Genomic DNA, 21,933 nt, shown 5'->3' with positions numbered 1-21,933 from the left:
CCGGGCGGGAACGGTCAAGATGGGAGAGTTCCTAGTCCTTTTTCCCGGCAATCTCAACCGAATCAGCCCTTCACCCCAGGCGTTTCAGGGCAGCGTTAACCGCAGCCTCGGCGGTAATGCCGAAGTGCCTGAAAAGGTCCTTTGCAGGGGCGCTCGCGCCGAAGCCATGCATGCCAATGAACTCACCATCCGGACCGATCACGGCGTCCCAGCCCCAGCGCACGGCGGCCTCGATCGCGATCTTGACCGGGGCGTTGCCGATGATGGCCTTTTTCCGCTCCGCCGGCTGCGCCAGCAGCAATTCCAGCGACGGCACCGAGACCACGCGCGCTGGGATGCCACGCTCGGCAAGTTGCTTCTGGGCCGCAACCGCAATCTCGGCCTCGGAGCCCGAGGCGAACAGCGACACTCTTGCCTCACCGGCGGCAGCGACCAATTCGTAGGCGCCGTGGGTGCAGGGGTTGTCGTTCGGCGCATTGGTGCGCAGCTGCGGCAGGTTCTGGCGGGTCAGTGCCAATACCGTGGGCCCATCCGTGCGGTTCAGCGCCAGCTCCCAGCACTCCGCGACCTCGATGGCATCGCACGGCCGGAACACGCGCATATTGGGCATGGCGCGCAGCGCAGCGAGATGCTCGACCGGCTGGTGGGTCGGGCCGTCCTCGCCGAGGCCGATGGAATCGTGCGTCATGACATAGACCACGCCGGTGCCCATCAGCGCCGAGAGGCGGATCGCGGCGCGGGCATAGTCGGTGAAGATCAGGAAGGTCGCGCCATTCGGCGCAAAGCCGCCGTGCAGATGGATGCCGTTCATGGCGGCGGCCATGCCATGCTCGCGGATGCCGTAATGGATGAAGCGGCCCTTCGGCGTCTTGTGCGAGAAGGCAACGGCTGACTTCGCCTTGTTGTTGTTGGAGCCGGTCAAGTCCGCCGAGCCTGCGACGAACTCCGGCACGGCCGTGACGATGGCCTCGATCGCGGCTTCAGAAGATTTGCGGGTCGCGGCAACCAGCGGCTTCTCCAGCAGCGCCTTCTTGTGCGCGCGCATGGCCTTGGCGAGCGCAGCCGGCCGCTCGTGGCGCATGCGGCGCTGGAACTCGCTCTGCTTGCGGTTCGACAGCGTCGCGAACGCTTCCTGCCATTCCTTGTTCGCCGCCACGCCGCGGGCTCCCGCAGCCCGCCAGGCCTTCAGCACGTCCTCCGGCACCGAGAAAGCGTCTTGCGAAATGCCGAGTTTTTCCTTGGCGGCTTTCAGCTCGTCCGCGCCGAGCGCCTCGCCATGGGCTTTCGCGGTGCCCGCCTTGTTCGGCGCGCCGTAGCCGATGGTGGTCTTGCAGGCGATCAGCGACGGCTTGCCGGACTTTTGTGCGCGCGCGATTGCAGCGGCGATGGCCTTGGGATCCTGGCCGTCGATGCGCTCGGCGGCCCAGCCGGCAGCCTTGAAGCGCTTCACCTGGTCGACGGAATCGGCCAGCGACAGCGGTCCGTCGATGGAAATGCCGTTGTCGTCGAACAGCACGATCAGCTTGCTCAGCCGCCAGTGTCCGGCCATCGCGATGGCTTCCTGCGAGACGCCTTCCATCAGGTCGCCGTCGGAGGCGAGCACATAGGTATGGTGGTTGACGACCTTCTTGGAGAATTCCGCCGCCAGCATCTTCTCCGCCAGCGCCATGCCGACCGCGGTCGCGATGCCCTGGCCGAGCGGGCCGGTGGTGGTCTCGACACCCGAGGTGAGGAAGTTTTCCGGATGGCCGGGCGTCCTCGAATCGAGCTGGCGGAAATTCCTGATCTGGTCGAGCGTCATCTCCGCATTGCCGGTGAGATACAAGAGTGCGTAGATCAGCATCGAGCCGTGGCCGGCCGACAGCACGAAGCGGTCGCGGTCCGGCCACTTGGGATCGGCGGCGTCGTATTTCAGGAACTGCGTGAATAGCACGGTCGCGATGTCGGCGGCGCCCATCGGCAGGCCGGGATGACCCGATTTCGCCTTCTCCACGGCGTCCATGGCGAGCCCACGGATCGCATTGGCCATACGGGTGTGGTCGACCTGCGTCATGTTGAAAATCCGCCTGAAATGAGATGCTTGGTGATGGTGAGCAACGCGAGCGAACGCGCTGGTTTTGGGGCCGGAGGGGTAAGGAAGTTGGCCGCTGATAGCACCTCGGTTCCCCGAGTCCAAGGCAATGAAACGCGCTATTCGAAGGAAAAGTTGCTTATCGGTGCATAGCTTGGAAGTGTCGTTGCGCAGGCCGATTCGGCCACGTAAGCTTCTGCCTCTAAGCGCTTGCCGAACCGTAGTTTTACCGGAATGGCGGGCGGGCCCAAACGTACACGCCGACCTTAAAGTACAAAGTCCCGGGATGAACGAACGCCCCGCCCACGGTTCCGGCAATGCCGACACCTCCGCCTTCGAGCTCGAGGCCGCCACGCGCCGCCTGATGTCCGCGCTCGAGGCGCTGGAGCACGCCGTCGAGCGGCGCCGCGATTCCGACCGCGACGAGAACGAGCTGGCGAGCCGCATCCAGGCGCTCGGCGTCGACCGCTCGCGGCTGGCGCAGGAGCTCGACAATTCGCTGGTCAAGACGCGCAAGCTGGAGCGCACCAACAAAGAGATCGCCGAACGGCTGGATGCCGCGATCGGCAGCGTGCGCGCCATGCTCGACGGCGGAGACGAAGCATGAGCCACATCAACGTCACCATCAACGGCCGGCAATACCGCATGGCCTGCGAGGAAGGGCAGGAGGTGCGCCTGCTCAAGCTCGCCGAGACCCTGGAGTCCCGGGTGACGGAGCTGCGCGGAAAATTCGGCGAGATCGGCGATGCGCGGCTCACGGTGATGGCCGCGCTCACCGTCTGCGACGAATTGCTCGACGTCACCGCGCGCCTGAACACCCTGGAGCAGGAGCTGGAGACGGCCCGCAGCATGCGCACCGCCGCCGTCGACCGCGCGCGGATGACGCAGACCGCGGTGGCGAGCGCGCTGAACTCCGCCGCCGATCGCATCGAGAAGACCACGCAAGTGCTCAACCGCACCATCGGCAACGGGATCGCGATCGGGTGAGACTCTGCACCCTCCTCCTCCGGGGGGTAAGAAACGCTGCGCACAACCAATTCGCGGCGCGACCCCTTACCGCTGGCGCTTCTACTCCGGCATCGCTACATTACCTCCGCGAAGCTGCGTTGCGCGTCAGGAGCCATATATCCCCGGGGCCTTATCGATCCTTTAGGGAACTGTCCCTGGCCGGGCCCGTGGGCTCGGACATATGGTGCCCACCTACTTTCGTAGGGAACTCCGGGATCGAGCGCTTCAACGGCATCTGTGGCTTCGCACTTTACTTTGGCCGTTTGCAAATCTGGCCCTTTGCCCCATGGACGCAGCACCTTCCAAGGCCGAACCGTCCAAGGCTGACCTGCGTGCCGCCGCGCTCGCGGCGCGCGAGGCTTTGGGGGACAAGAAGCGCGAGGCGGCGGCGAACAAGGTCGCCAAGCGCGGCCTGCCGTTCGAGGTCGCCGCCGGCGCCGTGGTGTCGGGCTATGCGCCGATCCGCAGCGAGATCGACCCCGCGCCCTTGATGCTGAAACTCGCCCTGGCCGGCGCGCGGCTGGCGCTGCCTGTCATCAACGCGCGCGGCAAATCGCTGACTTTCCGCGCCTGGTCGCCGGGCGATCGCCTGGTGCTGGGTTCGCTCGGCATTCCCGAACCGTCGCCGGCGGCGGCCGAACTGCTCCCCGACATCATGCTGGTGCCGCTCGCCGCCTTTGACCGCGCCGGCCACCGCATCGGCTATGGCGCCGGCTACTACGACCACACCTTCGCGCATTTGCGCAAATCGCATCAGGTCACCGGCATCGGGCTGGCCTTTTCGGTGCAGGAAACGCCCGCCATCCCCGCTCTGTCGCACGACGTGCCGCTGGATTTTGTGCTAACGGAAAAAGACACGTTCGATTTCCGGAGCAAATAGGTTTGCGAATCCTCTTCATCGGCGACGTCGTAGGCCGCACCGGCCGCACCGCCGTCTCGGACTATCTCCCCGCCATGGTCAGGGACTGGTCGCTCGATCTCGTCATCGTCAACGGCGAGAACGCGGCCGGCGGCTTTGGCATCACCGAAGCCATCTACCAGGAGCTGCTCGATGCCGGCGCCGACGCGATCACGCTGGGCAATCACGCCTGGGACCAGCGCGAGGCGCTGGTGTTCATCGAGCGCGCGCCGCGGCTGATCCGGCCCGCCAACATGCCGCCGGGCACGCCCGGCCGGGGGGCGGCGCTGGTCGATACCAAGAACGGCAGGCGCGCGCTGGTCGTCAACGCGATGGGGCGCGTCTTCATGACGCCGTTCGACGATCCCTTCGCCGTGCTTGGACGCGAACTCGCGGCCTGTCCGCTGCGCGAGGCGGCCGACGCCATCGTGGTCGACTTCCATTGCGAGGCGACGAGCGAGAAGCAGGGCGTCGGCTTCTTCTGCGACGGCCGCGCCAGCCTGGTCGTCGGCACGCACACCCATGTGCCGACTGCCGATCACCAGATCCTGCCCGGCGGCACCGCCTATATGAGCGACGCCGGCATGACCGGCGATTACGATTCGATCATCGGCATGCAGAAGGAAGAGCCGCTGCGGCGCTTCACGACGGGCATTCCGTCAGCGCGGTTCGAGCCGGCGAGCGGTGAGGCGACGCTTTCGGGCGTTGCGGTGGAGACCGACGACTCAACCGGCCTTGCCGTGAAGATTGCGCCGGTACGCAGGGGCGGGCGGCTGTCGCCCACGCTGCCGGATTTCTGGACGGATTAGGCATCGGCCGCGTAGGTGCGCGATGAATGACGTGAAGCCCCGGCCTGCCGGATTGCGCGCGGTTCCCTCGGCGGTGTGGGCGCTCGGCTTCGTGTCGCTGCTGATGGACGTTTCCTCGGAGATCATTCACGCGCTGCTTCCGATCTATCTGGTCTCCGGCCTCGGCGCGTCGATGCTGACGGTCGGCCTGATCGAGGGGATTGCCGAGGCGACCGCCTCGATCACCAAGGTGTTTTCCGGCGCGCTGTCCGACTGGATGGGCAAGCGCAAATGGCTCGCCGTCCTCGGCTATGGCCTCGCCGCCTGTACCAAGCCGATTTTTCCGCTGGCGGGTTCGGTGGGATGGCTGGTGGCGGCGCGCTTCATCGATCGAATCGGCAAGGGCATTCGCGGCGCGCCGCGCGATGCCTTGATTGCGGACGTGACGCCGCCGCATCTGCGCGGCGCCAGTTTCGGGCTGCGTCAATCGCTGGACACGGTCGGCGCATTCCTCGGCCCGGCGCTGGCCGTTGCACTGATGTGGCTCACGGTGGACAACTTCCGCGCCGTGTTCTGGGTGGCGGTGATTCCCGCATTCCTCGCCGTGGCGGTGCTGGTCTTCGCCGTGGCCGAGCCGGCGCGCGCCGAGCCGACGCGCAAGGCGCGATGGCCGTTGAGCGTTGCCGAGCTGAAGCGGCTGGGCCCTGCCTATTGGCAGATCGTCGCCATCGGTTTCGTATTCTCCCTTGCCCGCTTCAGCGAAGCCTTCCTGATCCTGCGGGCGCAAGCGGTCGGCCTCACCCCGATGCTGGTGCCCCTGGTGCTGGTGCTGATGAATGCGGCCTACGCGCTGTCCGCCTATCCCGCAGGCGCGCTTTCCGACCGATTCGACCGCCTCACCGTGCTGAAAACCGGATTTGCATTGCTGGTCGCTGCCGACCTCGTGCTTGCATTCACGAACGGTATCGAAGGCGTGATCGCCGGTGTTGCGCTGTGGGGGCTGCACATGGGCTTCACGCAAGGCCTGCTGGCCGCGCTTGTCGCCGACGCGGCGCCGACCGAACTGCGCGGCACCGCGTTCGGCATGTTCAATTTGCTGACCGGGGTGGCGCTGCTCGTCGCGAGCGTGTTGGCAGGTGATCTGTGGGAACGCATCGGGTCTCGCGGCACCTTCCTTGCGGGTGCTGCGCTTACCGTCGTGGCGTTGGCGGCTCTGGCGGCGACGAAGGCAGCCGGGCCCGGAGACGGCGGAAGCGCCGAGGCCGCTTCGACGAAGGAGCCCTGACTACAGCCGATACGCCGTGCGGAAACCGCCCCAGTGCTTGCCGCGCACGCGCACGGGCACGTCGATCTCGCGCATCATCACGGTGTTGCCGTTGCCCATGTCGCGGGCATAGGTCTGGATCAGGTAGGCGCGGGTGTTTTTCCCGGCGGCAAGGCCTGCGGCATCGTTGAAGATGCGGCGGTTGCGGCTGTTGGCCGTGTTGAAGGCGACGTCGCCCGGCTTCTGCGGGTGCGAATAGATCTTGTTGTGCACGGGCAGGTAGCCGTTGCGGTCGACCATGGCGGCAAACGCCATGCTCTTGTCCCTGGCCAGGAACGCTTCCTGTAGCGGAGGCAATGCGCGGTCGGCCCAGTCGAGGAGTTTGGTGCGGTACTGCACCGGGTTGGTGCCGGGAATTTCGACATAGTTGGTGTCGAACAGGTCTTCCAGCGAGACCGCGCCGCTGGCGACGGCACTCTCGAAAATCCTGGTCAGCTCGCTGCCGGCTTCCATGGCGCGGGCCACCGCCTCGGTGTTGGCGTCCTGCAGCGCCCACAGCTTGTCTTCGATCTTCTCGATCGTCGCGGCGGCCGGCCGCTCGAACTGCGCCTGCGTGCCGCCCTTGGTCTTCGCGCCGATGCGGATGCGGCAGTCGCCGACCTCGGCCAGCGTCGCGTCAAAGCTCTGGCCCTGCGCCAGCTTCTCCGCTTCCGGACCGCTGATCAGGATGCCGTCGAGCGAAATCTCGTAGACCGGTGCGGTGACGGCGCCGCGCGGCGTCTTCAGCTCGATCTTGAGGCTGCAGGGCAGGCGCTCGCGCTTCTGCGCCGCGCCGCGTTCGTTCTGCCGCAGCAGCACCGCGCAGCGCGATTTCAGCTTCTTCGCGAACATTGTCACGGCCTGGCCGGCCCTGGCGACGTTCTCGCCATGCGCCTCGGCCTGCTTGGTGGCGCTGTCGATCTCGACGGCGGAATCTCCGACCGAAGCGATGAAGCTCGAGGCGGAGGCCGCATTCTGGCTCATATCGCCGGTGGTCGCGCTCTGCTCGGCCACCGCGCCGTTGACGGTCTCGAATACCGGGCGGATCGCCTCGATCGCCTGTGAGATGCGATGCACGGCGTCGACGGAGCCCGCCGCATCGCGCTGCAGCGCCTCGATCTTCTTGGTGATTTCCTCCGTCGCCTGCTGGGTCTGCACCGCCAGCGCCTTGACCTCGACGGCGACCACGGCAAAGCCCTTGCCGGCGGAGCCGGCGCGCGCCGCCTCGATGGTGGAGTTGAGCGCGAGCAGCGTGGTCTGGCGCGCGATCTGCGCGATCAGATTGACGACGTTGCCGATCGCCGCCGACGATTCGCGCAGGCGGTCGACATTGGCGCGCGCCTCGGCGGCGGCCGCGCCCGCTTCGTCGGCGAGCTTGCCGGCGCCGCGCACCTGCTCGCCGATGCCATGCGCGGACTGCGTGAACTTTTCTGCGGCGTGCGAGAAGGTGGTGGCGGTGGACTGCGCCGCGCTGGTGCGCCCCGTGAGCGCGTCGGTGCGCTGGCGGATGGTGGAGAGCGTGGTCGCGGTGGCCTCCGCGCCGCCGGCGACGGAACCTGCGGCCCGCTCCAGCTGGCCGATCATGGCCCCGAGCTCGAGCTCCAGCAGCTCGAGGATGGCTTTTGCCGAATCACCCTCGGCGCTGGCCGCGGCCTCGCCGGCTGCCGGTATTTGGGTAGCCGAGACCGTCGCCCCGCCCGGCGATTCCTGGGCAGGAGCGGCTGATTCCGCCGGGCGCTTTCGAAACAGGCCGAACGCCATGAGGTGCTCTTGGAGGTTGAAGTTTCGGCGGCATCCTCTCATCCGGGCATGAAGTCATGGTTAACGCTGCCTCTCCAAAGGGCAGACCTACGACTAAAGTGCCAAAAAGTCGCAGGATTCTTTGATTTTGCCTGGTTCGCGGCCTATAACGCCGCGCCTTCCACCCCAAATCCGCAAGCGAATCTCGAGACCCAGCAATGGCCGGCCACTCCCAATTCAAGAACATCATGCACCGCAAGGGGCGGCAGGATGCCCAGAAGTCGAAGCTGTTCGGCAAGCTGGCCCGTGAAATCACGGTCGCGGCCAAGCTCGGCACCCCTGATCCCGCCATGAACCCCCGGCTGCGCGCGGCCATCGTCGCGGCACGCGCGGAGAATATGCCCAAGGACAATATCGAGCGCGCCATCAAGAAGGCGGCGGGCTCCGACGGCGAGAACTATGACGAGATCCGCTACGAGGGCTACGGCCCCGGCGGCGTCGCCGTCATCGTCGAGGCGCTGACCGACAACCGCAACCGCGCCGCTTCCGATATCCGATCGCTGTTCAGCAAATCCGGCGGCAATCTCGGCGAAAGCGGCTCGGTCGCCTTCATGTTCAGCCATACCGGCATCATCGAATACGACCGCAGCGTGGCCTCCGACGACGCCATGCTGGACGCCGCCATCGAAGCCGGTGCCGACGACGTCGTGTCGGGCGAGGGCGGCCACGAAATCTACGCCTCCCAGGAGACCTTCCGCGAGGTCGCCAAGGTGCTGGAAGGAAAGTTCGGCGAGCCGCGCAAGGCGGCAATGACCTGGAAGCCGCAGAACACGGTGGCGGTCGATGACGAGACCGGCGAGAAGCTGCTCAGGCTGATGGACCTGCTCAACGAGCACGACGACGTGCAGAACGTGTTCGCGAACTTCGAGGTGTCCGACGCGCTGATGGCGAAGATGGGCGGGTAAGCCCGTCATTGCGAGCGAAGCGAAGCAATCCATCGCGCGGCAAGCCGAGGCATGGATTGCTTCGTCGCTGTCGCTCCTCGCAATGACGGGAAAGCGGGGGTTTCCCACCCCGTTTATGTTTCGTTCACGTCGCTGTGGCGCTATCACTACGCCATGGCACCGCCTCCGATTCGCAAACCCATCCGTATCCTCGGCATCGACCCGGGCCTGCGCCGCACCGGCTGGGGCATCATCGAGAGCGATGGCAATCGCCTGACCTTCGTCGGCTGCGGCTCGGTGGAGCCGCCGGACGATTTGCCGCTCGCAAGCCGCCTGCTCGCCATCCATGAGGGGCTCGCCGCCGTGCTCGGCGACTACCGGCCGGCCGAAGCCGCGGTCGAAGCGACCTTCGTCAACAAGGACGGCGTCGCCACGCTGAAACTCGGCCAGGCGCGCGGCGTCGCCATGCTGGCGCCCGCGATGTTCGGCATATCGGTCGCCGAATACGCCCCGAACCAGGTGAAGAAGACCGTGGTCGGCGCCGGCCATGCCGACAAGAACCAGATCGCGGTGATGCTGAAAATTCTTCTGCCCAAGGCCGATCCGAAATCGCCCGACGCGGCCGACGCGCTGGCGATTGCCATCACCCACGCCCACCATCGCGCGGCCGTCGAGCTGCGCCTGAAAGTGGCCGGCGCATGAGTTGCGTGCCCAAAATTCAGCCGTCATGGCCGGGCTTAGCCGTCCGAAGGACGGCGTCGCTTCCGCTCGCCTATGCCCGGCCATCCACGTCCTGGCGGCGGGCGAAGCAAGACGTAGATGTCCGGGTCAAGCCCGGGCATGACGACCGAGAGAGCGGGGTCGAAGCATGATCGGCAAGCTCAAGGGCCTGATCGATTCCTACGGCGAGGATTACGTCATCCTCGACGTCGGCGGCGTCGGCTACCAGGTGCATTGCTCCGCGCGCACGCTGCAGGCGCTGCCGGCGCCGGGCGAGGCCGCGGTGCTGTCGATCGAAACTTACGTGCGCGAGGACCAGATCAAGCTGTTCGGCTTCCGCACCGATCACGAGCGCGAATGGTTTCGCCTGCTGCAGACCGTGCAGGGCGTCGGCGCCAAGGTCGCGCTGTCCGTGCTCGGCACGCTGCCGCCGTCCGAGCTTGCGAATGCGATTGCGCTGCGCGACAAGGCGTCGGTGGCGCGCACGCCCGGCGTCGGCCCGAAGGTCGCCGAGCGCATCGTCACGGAGCTGAAGGACAAGGCGCCGGCCTTCGCCAATGTCGATCCGGCCGTGGTGCATCTTGCCGGCGCCATCGACGATCACCGCGCGCCGCGCCCGGTGGCCGATGCGATCTCCGCGCTGGTCAATCTCGGCTACGGCCAGCCTCAAGCGGCGGCCGCCATCGCCGCGGCCGCGCGCAGCGCCGGTGAGAAGGCTGAGACGGCGCAACTCATCCGGCTGGGGCTGAAGGAGCTCGCGAGGTGATTACCTGCTATCTGCGTTATCAGATCCGTCCGGGAAAGGATGCCGACTTCGAAGCCTATGGCGCCATGTGGCTTGAGCTGGTGCCGCGGTTCGGCGGCGTCCACCACGGCTACTTTCTGCCATCCGAGGGCGAGAGCGACGTCGCGCTCGCGATGTTCAGCTTTCCGAGCCTGGCGGCCTACGAACAGTACCGCAAGGATGCGGGCAATGATCCGGACGTCCAGAAAGCTATCGCCTTCGCCAAGGAGACGCGCTGCTTCATCCGGTACGAACGATCGTTTTTCCGGCCGTTGTTTCCGAAGACGGCTTGAGAGGCGGGGCGAAGAGGTTAGAAAGGCTGCATGACCACTCCCTCCCGCATCGTCACGCCCGATCGCCGTAGCGACGATGTCGGCGACACCACGCTGCGCCCGCAACTGCTGTCGGAATTCGTCGGACAGGCGCAGGCGCGCAAGAATCTCTCGATCTTTATCGACGCGGCGCGCAAGCGCGGCGAGGCGCTGGATCACGTGCTGTTCGTCGGTCCCCCGGGCCTCGGCAAGACCACGCTGGCGCAGATCGTGGCGCGCGAGCTCGGCGTCGGTTTCCGCGCCACCTCGGGGCCCGTGATAGCGAAGGCCGGCGATCTCGCCGCGCTGCTCACCAATCTCGAAGAGCGCGACGTGCTCTTCATCGACGAGATCCATCGCCTCAGCCCCGCGGTCGAGGAAGTGCTCTATCCCGCGATGGAGGATTTTCAGCTCGACCTCATCATCGGCGAGGGGCCTGCGGCGCGCTCGGTCAAGATCGAGCTGGCGAAGTTCACCCTCGTCGGCGCCACGACGCGGGCGGGGCTGCTCACCAACCCCTTGCGCGACCGCTTCGGCATTCCGGTGCGGCTCAATTTCTATACCGAGGAGGAGCTGGAGAAGATCGTCACCCGCGGCGCCCGCGTGCTCAACATCGGCATGACCGCCGACGGCGCCAACGAGATCGCCCGTAGAGCCCGCGGCACGCCGCGCATCGCCGGCCGCCTGCTCCGCCGCGTGCGCGATTTTGCCTCCGCCGCGAATGCGGACTCCGTCGACCGCGCCATCGCCGACCACGCGCTGAGCGCGCTCGAGGTCGACGCCGCCGGCCTCGACGCGATGGACCGCCGTTACCTCAGCACCATCGCGCTCAACTACGGCGGCGGCCCCGTCGGCGTCGAGACCATGGCGGCGGCGCTGTCCGAGCCGCGCGACGCCATCGAGGACATCATCGAGCCCTATTTGATCCAGTGCGGCTATCTGCAGCGCACCCCGCGCGGGCGCCTGCTCACCTCGCACGCCTTCCGCCACCTCGGCCTCGCCGAGCCGGCCCGCGATCCCGCGCAGTTCGGCCTGTTCGGCAACGACGGCGACGATTAGCAGCTTCGAACCGAACCGTCGCTGCAACGCACTAATGGCGACAATTGGCTTGCCGGCTCCACGAGCCGGCACTTTACCGTGGAGTTGCAGCCGTGGGTTCGATGCAAGGAGCGAAGGCGCTGGAGACGATCGCGGCGGCGCCCGAGCTTGCCACTCCCGAGGAGACCGAAGCGTTTCTCAACGCCTTGCCGATCGGCGAACTTGCCTCGATCTGGTGCGTCGTCCAATGCATCAGCCGGCGCGATCAGACGGGCGGGGCATGGGCCGCAATCATGTACTTCGATCGCCTGCCGCACGACGCGCCCGGCCGCGCGCTCGATCTGGCGCTCGAAGTGCTGCGGACGGAAGCTGACAAGCTCACCGTCATGCAGCTCAACGACAAATTCATGCCGTCGCTGGTTTACGCGAATGGCGACGCAGTGATGGAGCGCATCGAACGCGAGGCGAAGGACAACGCAAGACTGCGTTGGTTGCTCGGCGGAATCAATTTTGGCCCGGATGAGCCGGTCACGCAGCGGATCGCGCGGATTGCAGACGCGGAAGGCTGGAATGCCGACCACCTTGCGCGCAAGACACCGAAGCTCCCGCTCGAATGCGAGACCATGTCCTTGCCCGAACTGGCGCGCGCCTGGGTCGAGCAATATTCCAGATCCGATCGCGACCGCGACGACAATTTCTTCGCGCTGATGGATTTCGAGCGCGACCTGCGCGAGGAAGATCCGGATCGCGCCATCGACCTGATCGTGGAGATACTGAAGATCGAGGCAAACCCAGTGCTGCTGTCGATGCTCGCTGCAGGCCCGCTCGAGGACGTCATCAGCATGAAGACCATCGACCGCATCGAGCGCGAGGCGGCCGCCGACAAGCGCTTTGCCGACCTGCTCGGCGGCGTCTGGTACTTTCGCGCGCCGGATGAATTGAGGGCGCGGCTGGACGCGCTGATCGGCGAAGCGAGATGGTAAGGTTAATGCAGAACCTCTGCTGACAATCTGCACAAGCGGGGCAGAATTTCGCTGCAATCGCCTTCCATCCTGCCCAGGCATCACAGACGGACTCACATGTTTACGCGGCGGCGTTTCTTGAAAATGATGGGCGGGGCCGGCGCGCTCGGCGTCTCGACCACGGCCTATGGTTTCGGCATCGAGCCGGAGCGGCTGCGCGTCACGCGCTACAGCCTCTCGCCGCCGCAATGGCCGTCCGATCTCAAGCTGAGGATCGCCGCCATTGCCGACCTGCACGCCTGCGATCCCTGGATGTCGCTGAAGCGGATCGAGGGCATCGTCGAGCGCACCAATGCGCTGAAGCCGGATCTCGTGGTGATGCTCGGTGACTACGTCGCCGGGCATCGCAAGGTGACGCGGTTCATTCCGGCTGAGGAGTGGGCGGCCGTGCTCGGATCGCTGAAGGCGCCGCTCGGCGTTCATGCGGTGCTCGGCAATCACGACTGGTGGGAGGACAGGGAGGTGCAGCGGGCGGGGCAGGGACTGCCGGTTGCCGGCCGCGCGCTGCAGAACGCCGGCATTCCCGTCTACGAAAATCACGCAAAACGCCTGAGCAAGGATGGCCGCGCGTTCTGGCTTGCCGGCCTCGGCGACCAGCTCGCCTACCTGCCGGCGCGGCGCTTTCGCCCGGTGCGGCGCATCGGCGTCGACGATCTCGGCGCGACGCTCGCCGGGATCACCGACAGCGCGCCCGTCATCCTGATGGCGCATGAGCCCGATATCGCCAGGCGCGTGCCGTCGCGGGTCGCGTTACAGCTCTCCGGCCATACCCATGGCGGGCAGGTGCGCCTGCTCGGCTGGTCGCCGATCTCGCCATCCGGTCAGCAGCTCGCCTATGGCCATATCCGCAAGGCTTGCGACGTCGTCGTCTCCGGCGGCCTCGGCTGCAGCATCATGCCGTTCCGTCTCGGCGTTCCCCCGGAAATCGTGCTGGTAACGCTCGGCGGGGCAGCGGCGCAGGTCGCCTGAGGCGCCCACATCTGCTGGAAATCTGCATCAAATGATGCTATATTTGATGCAGAGGAGCCGAGCAGATGAGAACGACTATTGCTATCGATGACGAGCTATTCGCTAAGGCGCAGGAATTCTCCGGCCTCACGGAGAAGTCAGCCGTTGTAAGGGAAGCGCTGAAGGCATTTGTGGAACGCGAAGCTGCCCGTCGGCTTGCACGCATGGGTGGAACCCAGCCCGATGCCAAGGCGCCTCCACGTCGCCGTTTCAAATGAAGGTGCTGGCCGACACCTCAATTTGGATCGATCATTTTCGGCGCAGCGACACCAGGCTGGAGGAGTTTCTCGACCGGGGCGACGTGATTATGCACCCCTTCGTCATCGGAGAACTTCTCCTTGGTCATGTCCCCAAGATCGACCAGATGATCGATGATCTGGGCAGTCTCCCAAAGGCGACCGTCGCCAGTACGGACGAGGTTCTGGAATTCATCGCACGTCAGAAACTATCCGGTTCCGGAGTCGGATATGTCGACGCACATCTGCTGGCCGCTGCAGCGTTGACGCCGGAAGCCACCGTGTGGACGCGAGACAAGCGGCTACTGGCTGTTGCTCGATCGCTTGCGCTTGACGCAACATTTCCGGAGTAGCGCATGTTTTCCCTCGACGGCAAGCTCCGCGACGGCCGCCACACCATGCAGGTCCGCGTCTACTACGAGGACACCGATTTCTCCGGCATCGTCTATCACGCCAACTATCTGCGCTTCATGGAGCGCGGGCGCACCAATCATCTGCGGCTGATGGGCGCCGAGCAGCACGCGCTGTTCGAGCAGGCGCAGGCGGAGACGCCGGGCTTCGCCTTCGTGGTGCGCTCGATGCAGCTCGATTTCCTGCGGCCGGCGCGGATGGACGACGTGCTCGACATCGTCACCTGGCCGGTCGTGGTGAAGGGCGCCTCGATCACGCTGGCGCAGGAGGTGCGCCGCGGTGCGGACGTGCTGGTGAAAGCCCAGGTGCGTGTCGCCTTCATCTGCGACGGCAAGGCGCAGCCGATCCCGAAGACCTTGCGGGTGCTGATGAAGGCCGACCTGGAATAGGGCGCTTGACACTCTGTACCGATCGGTACAATCTCCGCGGCCTCAGTCGCCCCTGGAGATCGATCGATGTCGCGCCCGCCGCTGCCGCCCTTCACCCGCGAGACCGCCGCGCAGAAGGCGCGCATGGCGGAAGACGCCTGGAATTCGCGCGATCCCGAACGGGTGGCGCTGGCCTATACGGAAGACAGCGTGTGGCGCAACCGCTCGGAGTTCTTCCGGGGACGCGAGGCGATCAGGGCCTTCCTCACCCGCAAATGGGCGAAGGAGCTCGACTATCGCCTGATCAAGGATCTCTGGGCCTTCGACGTCAACCGCATCGCCGTGCGCTTCCAGTACGAATGGCACGACGCCGATGGCCAGTGGCACCGCTCCTACGGCAACGAGCAATGGGAGTTCGACGAGCACGGCCTGATGCGCCGGCGCGAGGCCAGCATCAACGACGTCGAGATCGCCGAGAACGAGCGCCGCTTCCGCTGGGCCGCGCCGGGACCTCGCCCGGCCGACGTTGCCGGGCTGGGCGAAGCTCCCCTCTGACGCCGCAATGGCCAAGCCGGTAGCCGACCGCGCCGAGCTGCTGCCGCTGCTGGCGGAGGTGTTTCGCGCGCACGGCTATGAAGGCGCGACGCTGTCCCTGATCGGCGAGGCGACCGGGCTTGGCAAGGGGAGCCTCTATCACTTCTTTCCGGGCGGCAAGCAGCAGATGGCCGCCGAAGTGCTTGACGAGATCGACAGCTGGTTCGAGGTCAATATCTTCGCAGCCCTGCGATCGTCGGACGATCCCGCCCGCGCTATCGCGGCCATGATCGCCGCGGTCGACGGCTATTTCCGTTCCGGCCGCCGCGTGTGCCTGGTCGGCGTCATTGCGCTCGGGGCCTCGCGCGACATGTTCGCGAAGCAGGTGCATGACTATTTCCGGCGGTGGGATGAGGCGCTGTCCCGCCTGCTCACCCGCACCGGCCTTCCCGCGCGCATGGCGCGGCGGCGGTCGAACGACGCGCTGCTCTCCATTCAGGGCGCGCTGGTGCTGGCGCGCGCGCTGGATGACCCCGCAATTTTCCGCCGGGCGCTCGCCGATTTGCCGCCGCGGCTGCTGGCGAGGCCGGACTGACGTTGCCTGCATTCGCTTGAACGGTGACGACCTGCATGGTTTGATCGCGTGCAGATTTTTGAGCGTCCCCCCCCATTGGTGTCTTCAAATGCAGGATAGCGCAAGGGAAAGGCTGTACCGAAAACTCGGCTCGGCCGGCGTCACGCTCGGCATGGCGTGCCTGACGCTGCTCGCGCTGGAAGTTTTCCTGCGCATCTGCGATTTCCGGGAGCTGCGCCAGGACTCGACCGAGCGGTCGCTCGGTTATCGCTATGACGCCGAGCTCGGCTGGACGCCGGTGCCGAATTCCACTTCCTCGGTCACCAACTACCGCACCATTCATGTCCGGCATAACAGTCTCGGCCTGCGCGACGAGGAGTTTGTCGGTGACGGCAAGCCGGTCATTGCGTTCCTCGGCGACTCCTTCGTGTGGGGACTGGATTCGGAAGAAGGCGAGCGCTTCTCCGACCTGCTCAAGGCCAAACTGCCGAACCACAGGATCCTGGCGGCCGGCGTTTCCGGCTTCGGCACCGACCAGGAATACCTGATGCTGCGGCGGCTGTGGCCGCAGCTGAAGCCTGCGGCCGTCATGCTGATCTTCTGCTCGGTCAACGATCGGCTCGATAATGCCAGCAACGTCCGCTACGAGGACTATCAGAAGCCGTATTTCACCGTCGCCGCAGACGGCCGGCTCGAGCTGCATGCCCAACCCGTGCCGCTCTCCCGTCAGCATTATTTCAAGGACGTCTGGTGGGTGCGCAACAGCTGGCTCGCGCGCCTCGGCGTGATGGCGTATGTGAAGATCGTCCATCCCGTCGGATTCTTCCCCGATCCCACCGAAAGGCTTGTCGGCGCGATCCGCGACTTCGTCGAGGGCAACGGCGCGAAATTCCTTGTCGGGATCCAGGGCCGGGACGAGGCCCTCGCCCGCTACCTGGAGCGCAGCGGGATTCCCTTCGTGCCGCTCGACGGCGCCGCCTTCTATGCCAGCAAGAAGGTCGGCGGCCACTGGAATCCGGCGGGACAGGCTTTCGTCGCCGAGCGCGTCTTCGAGCTGCTGACCGAAAACAGTATCGTTCCCTGATCGATTCGGAGGCGATTACTCTCCGCGTGCGTTCCCCCGGATGCAGCGCAGCGTGTAACGGTGCGCTGCTGATCCGGGGTCCACGCCGAGCGGCATGGGTCCCGGCTCTGCGGTGCACCGCTGAAGAAGCGCTGCACCGCATCCGGGACGCGGAAGCTACGCGGCCGCCTTGTGGCGCGCCATTTCGGCCTTGTAGAGCTCGAACTCCTCGGCGAGCGCTTTCGCCACCGCCGGGCGCTTCTTCATCCGTTCCAGATAGTCCTTCACCGCCGGATACTTGCCGAAGTCGATCATCGGCGTTGCGATGCTCCAGTTCAGCACGGTGGTCAGATACGCATCCGCCACGGTGAAATGGTCGAGCAGGAACTGCCGCCCCTTCAGGTGCCTGTCGAGATGCTCGAGCCGCGAGAGATATTTCTCCAGCGTGTACGACTTCACCTCGGCCGGCACGGCCTTGCCGAGCAGCGGCGTGAACAGGCCCTTGTGCAGCTCGGTGCCGATGAAGCACAGCCATTGCTGCAGCCGGCTGCGCTCGATCCCCGGCTTGGCGCCGATGCCGGCCTCGGCGAGCTTCTCGGCGACGTGCTGCAGGATCGCGGCGTTCTCGGTCAGGATCGCGCCGTCATCGGTGCGCACGACCGGCACGAGGCCGAGCGCGTTGATGGCATGGAAGTCGGAATTGTCCTTCAGGACTTTCTTGGTCTTGGGATCGACCTCGATGAAGTTGGCGGTTTGCCCGGCCTCATACAGCGCGATCCTAGTTGCCATCGAGCAGGCGAGCGGCGAGAAATAAAGGTCCATGGGTGGAATCTCCCTCTTTGACGGGGCGGTTTCGAAGTGGATGTGAGGATCAAGCTTGATTTATGTACCGTTCCGCATAAAAGTGGCGGCGTCAAGGATTATTTTGCAAGATGGTACAAAAAAGAACGCCCCCGCCGTCGCGCAAGCCGCCGGGGGTGAAGAAAGCCAGGCCGTTGCAGCCGCTTGCGGCTTCCGAGCCGAAGCGGCGCGGCCGCCCGCGCGCCTATCAGCCCGAGGTGGCGCTGGCCCGCGCGCTCGACGTGTTCTGGAAGGAAGGTTTCGCCGGTACGTCGCTCGACGATCTCTCCGCGGCGACCGGCATGAACCGGCCGAGCCTCTATGGCGCCTTCGGCGACAAGCGCGAGCTCTACATCAAGAGCTATCGGAGCTATCGCGACCGCGCGCGGGCGCGCATGGGCGAGGCCTTCGCGGCCGATCTGCCGATGCGCGACATGCTGGAGAAGATCTACGCCATCGCGCTCGACATGTACCTGTCCGGCAAGGACGGCCCGCGCGGCTGCTTCACGGTGATGACGGCGACGTCGGAAGCGGTGTTCGATCCTTCCATCCGCGAGCTCGTCATCACGGGCCTGGTCGAGACCGACCGCTTCTTCGCTCGCATCTTCGGGCGGGCGCAGGAGCGCGGCGAGCTTGCCGCTTCCGCCGACCCGCAGGTGCTGGCGCATCTCGCCTCCGCCACGCTCCACACCATCGCCGTGCGCGCCCGTGCGCAAGTGCCGCGCGCCGAGCTCGAGACAATCGTCAAAGGCGCGCTCGACGTGATGTGCGGCGCGGGAAGGTAGTGGTCGGCGCAAGATCGAGGCCAGGCTGGCCGGGTGATGATGCGGGAGAGACGCGCGCCGTTCAAGCCGGATAGCAGGCCTGCGCACGCAGGATCAGCGGGCTGAGATTGAATATCTCGGGGAACTGGAAGGTATAGCTCGCGCTCACCTGGTTGCCGCAGGCCGGCGTGCTGTAAACAAAGGTGGTGGACGGCAGGCTGAGGCCATAGGCCTGTTGTAGCGCGTATTGGGTGATCGCGGTCGCATTGCCGCTCGGACAAAGCGTTCGATTGACGGTGGCGCAGCGGGCGGCCATCTCGGCGCCGTGCTGCAGCCCGAGTTGGGTCCAGTACAGCAGACCAAGCTCGATGATGCCGAAGATGAAAAGAAAGAAGACGGGCGCGATCAGCGCAAATTCCAGCGCCGACACGCCCCGCTCATCGCGCCACAGGCGAGCCAGCTTCACTGCAGCCTCACCGTCGACTTGGCGCCGAACGTGTAGGCGTCGGGCACCACGGTGTAATTGATGATCGTGCTGTACGTCGCCTTCGCCGACACGGTGGTGTAGGTCCCGGCCGCCGCTCCGCCAGGGCAAGTCGTTCCACAGGTCAGGGGCGCCACTCCCGCCGAGGTCGCGCAGCCGCAGAAGTTTTCCGGAGGCGGGTCGGCCGTAATGCCGGTGGCGCTGGTCGCGGAGGTCACGGCGCTGGAGATCGCACTGGCGTCGAACCCGTTGAGGATGGCGTATTCGGCGCCGGCCTGTGCGGCGTGCTCGACCTGCATCTTGCGATGAACGGCGAGGCCAACGTCCATGATCCCTACCACCATGAGCGCCAGCATCGGCACGATCAGCCCGAACTCGACCGCCGCCGCACCGCCGGTATCGCGCGCCGCACGCCGGAAAAATCTGCGGATGCCTGGCGAAGGCCGCATGGCCCGGTTGCTTCCCGCAATCATCATGCGCGCGTCCATCTATTCAACGAGTTGTGCGGTAACGCTGCCGATCGAGGCGCTGCCGAACGCGGAGCAATCGACCTTGACGCTCGAATTGCCGGTGAAGGTCAGCGTATCGGCGATGATCTTGGTGCACGAAGTGGTCGCGCCGTTGCCGCCGCTGTAGCTGAGCGCACCCTTCGGCAGGTAGATGGCGCCGCCAAAATTCTGGGTGCCACCGCCGGTGAGCTCGAACGCCGTACCGACCGGCATGCGCCGGTCGCCATAGATCGCGATGCCCTGCGTCGCGCCGGAAGTTGGAGCGGTCAGCGTGATGCTGGCGTTACTGCTGATGTTGGCCGAGCCCCAGTTGCTGCCGGACCCCGTGAAGATCAGCGTCACGCCGGTCCCGGTGATGGTGGCGTTGCCGGCCACCGTCAGGTTGGCACCGTTGAAATAATAGACCCCCGGATCGAGCGTCAGGGTGGCGCCCGCGTTGACGGCGATGTCGCCGCAGTAGGAGCCAGGACTGAGCGACGTCGTTCCCTTGACGTTGATCTTGTTGCTGGTGTCGCAGCCCGCCGGGATGTACGGATTGAAGTTCTCATAGGGATCGGCGACCGGGCGGATGCCGGTTCGAATGCCGTTCGTCGTCGTGATGCTGTCGGTGCCGGAGATGTTGCCGACGACGCCGACCTGCGCCGCGGAAATCGTCGCCGTGCCGCTGACGTCGAGCGCCGGACTGCCGCTCGAATTATCATAGAGATTGCAATTGAGCAGGTTGAGCTGCGCGCTGCCCTTGACTGCCGCCGCCGGGCTCGCGGTGCGATTGAGGGCCAGCACGCAGCCGGTTCCGAAGTTCGGCACGGCGACGGCCCGCGCCGTGATCGTCACCGGTTCTTTGCTGAACAACGCCGTGAACAGCCGCTGATGCGATTGACTGATGACCACCTCGACGGCCTGCGGCACCGCGGCGTAGCTTCCGCTCGCGGGCGGTTGATTGACCGCGAGCGTCACGTTGTTCACCCCGTTCGCGTAGCCATAGGACGCGGTCACCGCGTTCGCTTCGGCCGTCAGGTTGGTTCCGGCGGTGGCCGCGCTCACCGCGCCGGAGTCGGCTGCGCTTTGCAGGTTCTTGTGCTTGTAGAGCCACCAGCCGACCTCGGTGCCGAGACCGGCGGTGCCGACCAGCACGGGCATCAACAGCGCGATGATGATCATGTAGCTGCCGGATTGATCGCGCGAGAATCGCCTCAGCAGACGCCGTTGCTTCAATGCCGTGCCGACCAGGGCCCGCGTCAGAATGCTTACGCCCTCGAGACGATTTCTTTCCACGCTGACCATGATCCCCGCATCCGGCGGCAACAGTTTCACCAACGGATTTACTATTGCGCGGATAGTCTAACCGTCCCTTTTTGCGGTCGAGAAAATTGCCCGCGCCCGCGTAACTTCCGATTATCCAATAGCTGTAGTTGCAATTCCGGGATCGGCAGAGCTCGGATTGCGCATGCGTGCCAAACAAGGACATTTCCGCGCGGCCGGTGGTGACGGGAGCGATCGGTCCCCGTAGAATCCCGGATCACGCGCTGGCGTCGTCACCGAGTCCGGCGCCCTGCACGGCGATCGTTCCCGGGCTTCGAGCATCGTCCCTGCCGAAAAAATTTTCCGCAACTTGTCGGTTTCCGGCGCATCGGTTCGTTCCTCGTTCTGACGTGCGCGCGCAGTGCGTTCTGCAATCGGTGAAGGCAACAGCATGGGAAAAGTGAGAGCCGCCGCATTCTCGGTATCGCTCGACGGCTTCGGCGCGGGACCCGGCCAGGACATCGCTAACCCGATGGGCGTCGGCGGCATGCAGCTGCATGCATGGATGCTCAAGACGCGAATGTTTCACGAGATGACCGGGCAGCCTGGCGGCGCGGCCGGCGTCGACGACGACTTCGCCAAAGCATCGATGGAAAACCTCGGCGCCTGGATTCTGGGGCGCAACATGTTCGGTCCCGTCCGCGGCCCGTGGCCGGACCAATCCTGGACGGGCTGGTGGGGCGAGGAGCCGCCCTACCACACACAGGTGTTCGTGTTGACCCACCACGCCCGCGCACCGATCGAGATGAAGGGCGGCACGACGTTTCATTTCGTCACCGATGGAATGGAGGCCGCGCTCGCCCGGGCGCGGGCGGTTGCCGGCGACAGGGACATTCGGATCGGCGGCGGTGTCGCGACGATTCGGCAATATCTGCGGGCGCGCCTGCTCGACGAGCTGCATCTGGCGTTCTCGCCGGTGTTCCTCGGCGCGGGCGAACCGCTCTTCGCCGACCTCGATTTGCCCGGCCTCGGTTATGCCTGCATCGAGCGCATGCAAACGCCGGATGCCGTCCACGTCATGCTGGCGCGGCGCTGAACAGATTTGGGCAAAATCAAGATCGCTTGAAGCGGCGGCCATCGCGGCGCGCTGTCCGTAGCGGGTGAAGTTGTCGTATTTTTGTAGCTCGTGATCTGTCGCCTTCGTTGTTGAGTTTTTTGGCGGAGCCGGAAGGCGTGGACGGCTCCGCCGATTTGGTCATGCCATGGATATTGC

Annotated in this window: 26 protein-coding genes and 1 other RNA gene; 21 read left to right on the top strand and 6 right to left on the bottom strand. The window is 65.7% G+C overall.

What is annotated here, in order from left to right:
- Positions 1–70 precede the first annotated feature (70 nt).
- Positions 71–2,053: a transketolase gene (gene tkt / locus ACT4OC_RS18620; protein WP_444840495.1), complete on the bottom strand. Its 1,983-nt coding sequence runs from the start codon at positions 2,051–2,053 to the stop codon at positions 71–73.
- 304 nt (positions 2,054–2,357) lie between these two features.
- Between tkt and ACT4OC_RS18615 the strand changes: the two genes are divergently transcribed.
- The 6 genes from ACT4OC_RS18615 to ACT4OC_RS18590 all read left to right on the top strand — a co-directional run bounded on the left by ACT4OC_RS18615 (position 2,358) and on the right by ACT4OC_RS18590 (position 6,050).
- Complete coding sequence (locus ACT4OC_RS18615) at positions 2,358–2,678, top strand: DUF4164 domain-containing protein (protein ID WP_444840494.1); 321 nt, start codon at positions 2,358–2,360, stop codon at positions 2,676–2,678.
- Positions 2,675–3,058 carry a cell division protein ZapA gene (locus ACT4OC_RS18610; protein ID WP_444840493.1) on the top strand — a complete coding sequence of 128 codons (384 nt, stop codon included), beginning with the start codon at positions 2,675–2,677 and terminating at the stop codon, positions 3,056–3,058. Before ACT4OC_RS18615 ends, ACT4OC_RS18610 begins: the two co-directional genes overlap by 4 nt.
- Positions 3,059–3,166: 108 nt before the next feature.
- Positions 3,167–3,327: non-coding RNA, 6S RNA (ssrS, locus tag ACT4OC_RS18605), on the top strand.
- Between the two features lie 38 nt (positions 3,328–3,365).
- Positions 3,366–3,959, top strand: a complete 594-nt coding sequence (locus ACT4OC_RS18600) for a 5-formyltetrahydrofolate cyclo-ligase (protein ID WP_444840492.1) — start codon at positions 3,366–3,368, stop codon at positions 3,957–3,959.
- 2 nt (positions 3,960–3,961) lie between these two features.
- Entirely contained in the window at positions 3,962–4,786 is an 825-nt protein-coding gene (locus ACT4OC_RS18595; RefSeq protein WP_444840491.1) for a TIGR00282 family metallophosphoesterase, read from the top strand.
- Between the two features lie 22 nt (positions 4,787–4,808).
- Positions 4,809–6,050: an MFS transporter gene (locus ACT4OC_RS18590; RefSeq protein WP_444840490.1), complete on the top strand. Its 1,242-nt coding sequence runs from the start codon at positions 4,809–4,811 to the stop codon at positions 6,048–6,050.
- Here ACT4OC_RS18590 and ACT4OC_RS18585 read toward each other — a convergent pair whose 3' ends face one another.
- Positions 6,051–7,829 carry a methyl-accepting chemotaxis protein gene (locus tag ACT4OC_RS18585; RefSeq protein WP_444840489.1) on the bottom strand — a complete coding sequence of 593 codons (1,779 nt, stop codon included), beginning with the start codon at positions 7,827–7,829 and terminating at the stop codon, positions 6,051–6,053.
- A gap of 197 nt (positions 7,830–8,026) precedes the next feature.
- On the opposite strand from ACT4OC_RS18585, the gene ACT4OC_RS18580 reads away from it, so the two are divergent.
- The 13 genes from ACT4OC_RS18580 (at position 8,027) to ACT4OC_RS18520 (ending at position 16,842) form a co-directional block, all read left to right on the top strand.
- Positions 8,027–8,773, top strand: coding sequence for a YebC/PmpR family DNA-binding transcriptional regulator (locus tag ACT4OC_RS18580; protein ID WP_444840488.1), 747 nt, complete (start codon positions 8,027–8,029; stop codon positions 8,771–8,773).
- 153 nt (positions 8,774–8,926) lie between these two features.
- Positions 8,927–9,454: a crossover junction endodeoxyribonuclease RuvC gene (ruvC, locus tag ACT4OC_RS18575; RefSeq protein WP_444840487.1), complete on the top strand. Its 528-nt coding sequence runs from the start codon at positions 8,927–8,929 to the stop codon at positions 9,452–9,454.
- A gap of 166 nt (positions 9,455–9,620) precedes the next feature.
- On the top strand, positions 9,621–10,238 hold the full coding sequence (ruvA, locus tag ACT4OC_RS18570) for a Holliday junction branch migration protein RuvA (RefSeq protein WP_444840486.1): 618 nt from the start codon (positions 9,621–9,623) through the stop codon (positions 10,236–10,238).
- Positions 10,235–10,549, top strand: a complete 315-nt coding sequence (locus tag ACT4OC_RS18565; RefSeq protein ID WP_444840485.1) for an NIPSNAP family protein — start codon at positions 10,235–10,237, stop codon at positions 10,547–10,549. The genes ruvA and ACT4OC_RS18565 overlap by 4 nt, the downstream gene beginning before the upstream one ends.
- 30 nt (positions 10,550–10,579) lie before the next feature.
- Positions 10,580–11,626: a Holliday junction branch migration DNA helicase RuvB gene (gene ruvB, locus ACT4OC_RS18560; RefSeq protein ID WP_444840484.1), complete on the top strand. Its 1,047-nt coding sequence runs from the start codon at positions 10,580–10,582 to the stop codon at positions 11,624–11,626.
- Between the two features lie 101 nt (positions 11,627–11,727).
- Entirely contained in the window at positions 11,728–12,588 is an 861-nt protein-coding gene (locus tag ACT4OC_RS18555) for a DUF6869 domain-containing protein (RefSeq protein ID WP_444840502.1), read from the top strand.
- A gap of 96 nt (positions 12,589–12,684) precedes the next feature.
- Positions 12,685–13,596 carry a metallophosphoesterase gene (locus tag ACT4OC_RS18550; protein ID WP_444840483.1) on the top strand — a complete coding sequence of 304 codons (912 nt, stop codon included), beginning with the start codon at positions 12,685–12,687 and terminating at the stop codon, positions 13,594–13,596.
- Between the two features lie 65 nt (positions 13,597–13,661).
- Positions 13,662–13,853, top strand: coding sequence for a type II toxin-antitoxin system VapB family antitoxin (locus ACT4OC_RS18545; protein WP_444840482.1), 192 nt, complete (start codon positions 13,662–13,664; stop codon positions 13,851–13,853).
- Positions 13,850–14,224 carry a type II toxin-antitoxin system VapC family toxin gene (locus tag ACT4OC_RS18540; RefSeq protein WP_444840481.1) on the top strand — a complete coding sequence of 125 codons (375 nt, stop codon included), beginning with the start codon at positions 13,850–13,852 and terminating at the stop codon, positions 14,222–14,224. The genes ACT4OC_RS18545 and ACT4OC_RS18540 overlap by 4 nt, the downstream gene beginning before the upstream one ends.
- Positions 14,225–14,227: 3 nt before the next feature.
- The gene (gene ybgC, locus ACT4OC_RS18535; RefSeq protein ID WP_444840480.1) at positions 14,228–14,671 is read left to right on the top strand and encodes a tol-pal system-associated acyl-CoA thioesterase; all 444 of its coding nucleotides are present in this window, start codon (positions 14,228–14,230) and stop codon (positions 14,669–14,671) included.
- Positions 14,672–14,737: 66 nt separating this feature from the next.
- Positions 14,738–15,205, top strand: a complete 468-nt coding sequence (locus tag ACT4OC_RS18530) for a nuclear transport factor 2 family protein (protein ID WP_444840479.1) — start codon at positions 14,738–14,740, stop codon at positions 15,203–15,205.
- A 7-nt stretch (positions 15,206–15,212) separates the two neighbouring features.
- On the top strand, positions 15,213–15,779 hold the full coding sequence (locus ACT4OC_RS18525; RefSeq protein WP_444840478.1) for a TetR/AcrR family transcriptional regulator: 567 nt from the start codon (positions 15,213–15,215) through the stop codon (positions 15,777–15,779).
- Between the two features lie 88 nt (positions 15,780–15,867).
- Positions 15,868–16,842, top strand: coding sequence for an SGNH/GDSL hydrolase family protein (locus tag ACT4OC_RS18520; protein ID WP_444840477.1), 975 nt, complete (start codon positions 15,868–15,870; stop codon positions 16,840–16,842).
- A gap of 156 nt (positions 16,843–16,998) precedes the next feature.
- On the opposite strand, the gene ACT4OC_RS18515 is transcribed toward ACT4OC_RS18520, so the two are convergent.
- Entirely contained in the window at positions 16,999–17,643 is a 645-nt protein-coding gene (locus tag ACT4OC_RS18515) for a glutathione S-transferase family protein (protein ID WP_444840476.1), read from the bottom strand.
- 110 nt (positions 17,644–17,753) lie between these two features.
- On the opposite strand from ACT4OC_RS18515, the gene ACT4OC_RS18510 reads away from it, so the two are divergent.
- Positions 17,754–18,446 (top strand): TetR/AcrR family transcriptional regulator, encoded by a 693-nt coding sequence (locus ACT4OC_RS18510; protein ID WP_444840475.1) that lies wholly within the window; start codon positions 17,754–17,756, stop codon positions 18,444–18,446.
- A 61-nt stretch (positions 18,447–18,507) separates the two neighbouring features.
- On the opposite strand, the gene ACT4OC_RS18505 is transcribed toward ACT4OC_RS18510, so the two are convergent.
- The 3 genes from ACT4OC_RS18505 to ACT4OC_RS18495 are packed head-to-tail and all read right to left on the bottom strand — an operon-like array spanning position 18,508 to position 20,702.
- A complete protein-coding gene (locus ACT4OC_RS18505) occupies positions 18,508–18,855 on the bottom strand; it encodes a TadE/TadG family type IV pilus assembly protein (RefSeq protein WP_444840474.1) in 348 nt (115 codons plus the stop codon).
- A 32-nt stretch (positions 18,856–18,887) separates the two neighbouring features.
- Positions 18,888–19,358, bottom strand: a complete 471-nt coding sequence (locus ACT4OC_RS18500) for a TadE/TadG family type IV pilus assembly protein (protein WP_444840473.1) — start codon at positions 19,356–19,358, stop codon at positions 18,888–18,890.
- Positions 19,359–19,397: 39 nt separating this feature from the next.
- The gene (locus ACT4OC_RS18495; RefSeq protein ID WP_444840472.1) at positions 19,398–20,702 is read right to left on the bottom strand and encodes a TadE/TadG family type IV pilus assembly protein; all 1,305 of its coding nucleotides are present in this window, start codon (positions 20,700–20,702) and stop codon (positions 19,398–19,400) included.
- Positions 20,703–21,111: 409 nt separating this feature from the next.
- On the opposite strand from ACT4OC_RS18495, the gene ACT4OC_RS18490 reads away from it, so the two are divergent.
- Complete coding sequence (locus ACT4OC_RS18490; RefSeq protein WP_444840471.1) at positions 21,112–21,756, top strand: dihydrofolate reductase family protein; 645 nt, start codon at positions 21,112–21,114, stop codon at positions 21,754–21,756.
- The last annotated feature ends 177 nt before the right edge of the window (positions 21,757–21,933 follow it).

This window comes from Bradyrhizobium sp. (assembly GCF_052389815.1).
In the GTDB taxonomy this organism is placed as follows: domain Bacteria; phylum Pseudomonadota; class Alphaproteobacteria; order Rhizobiales; family Xanthobacteraceae; genus Bradyrhizobium.
This window is presented reverse-complemented; position numbering and strand designations above follow the sequence as displayed.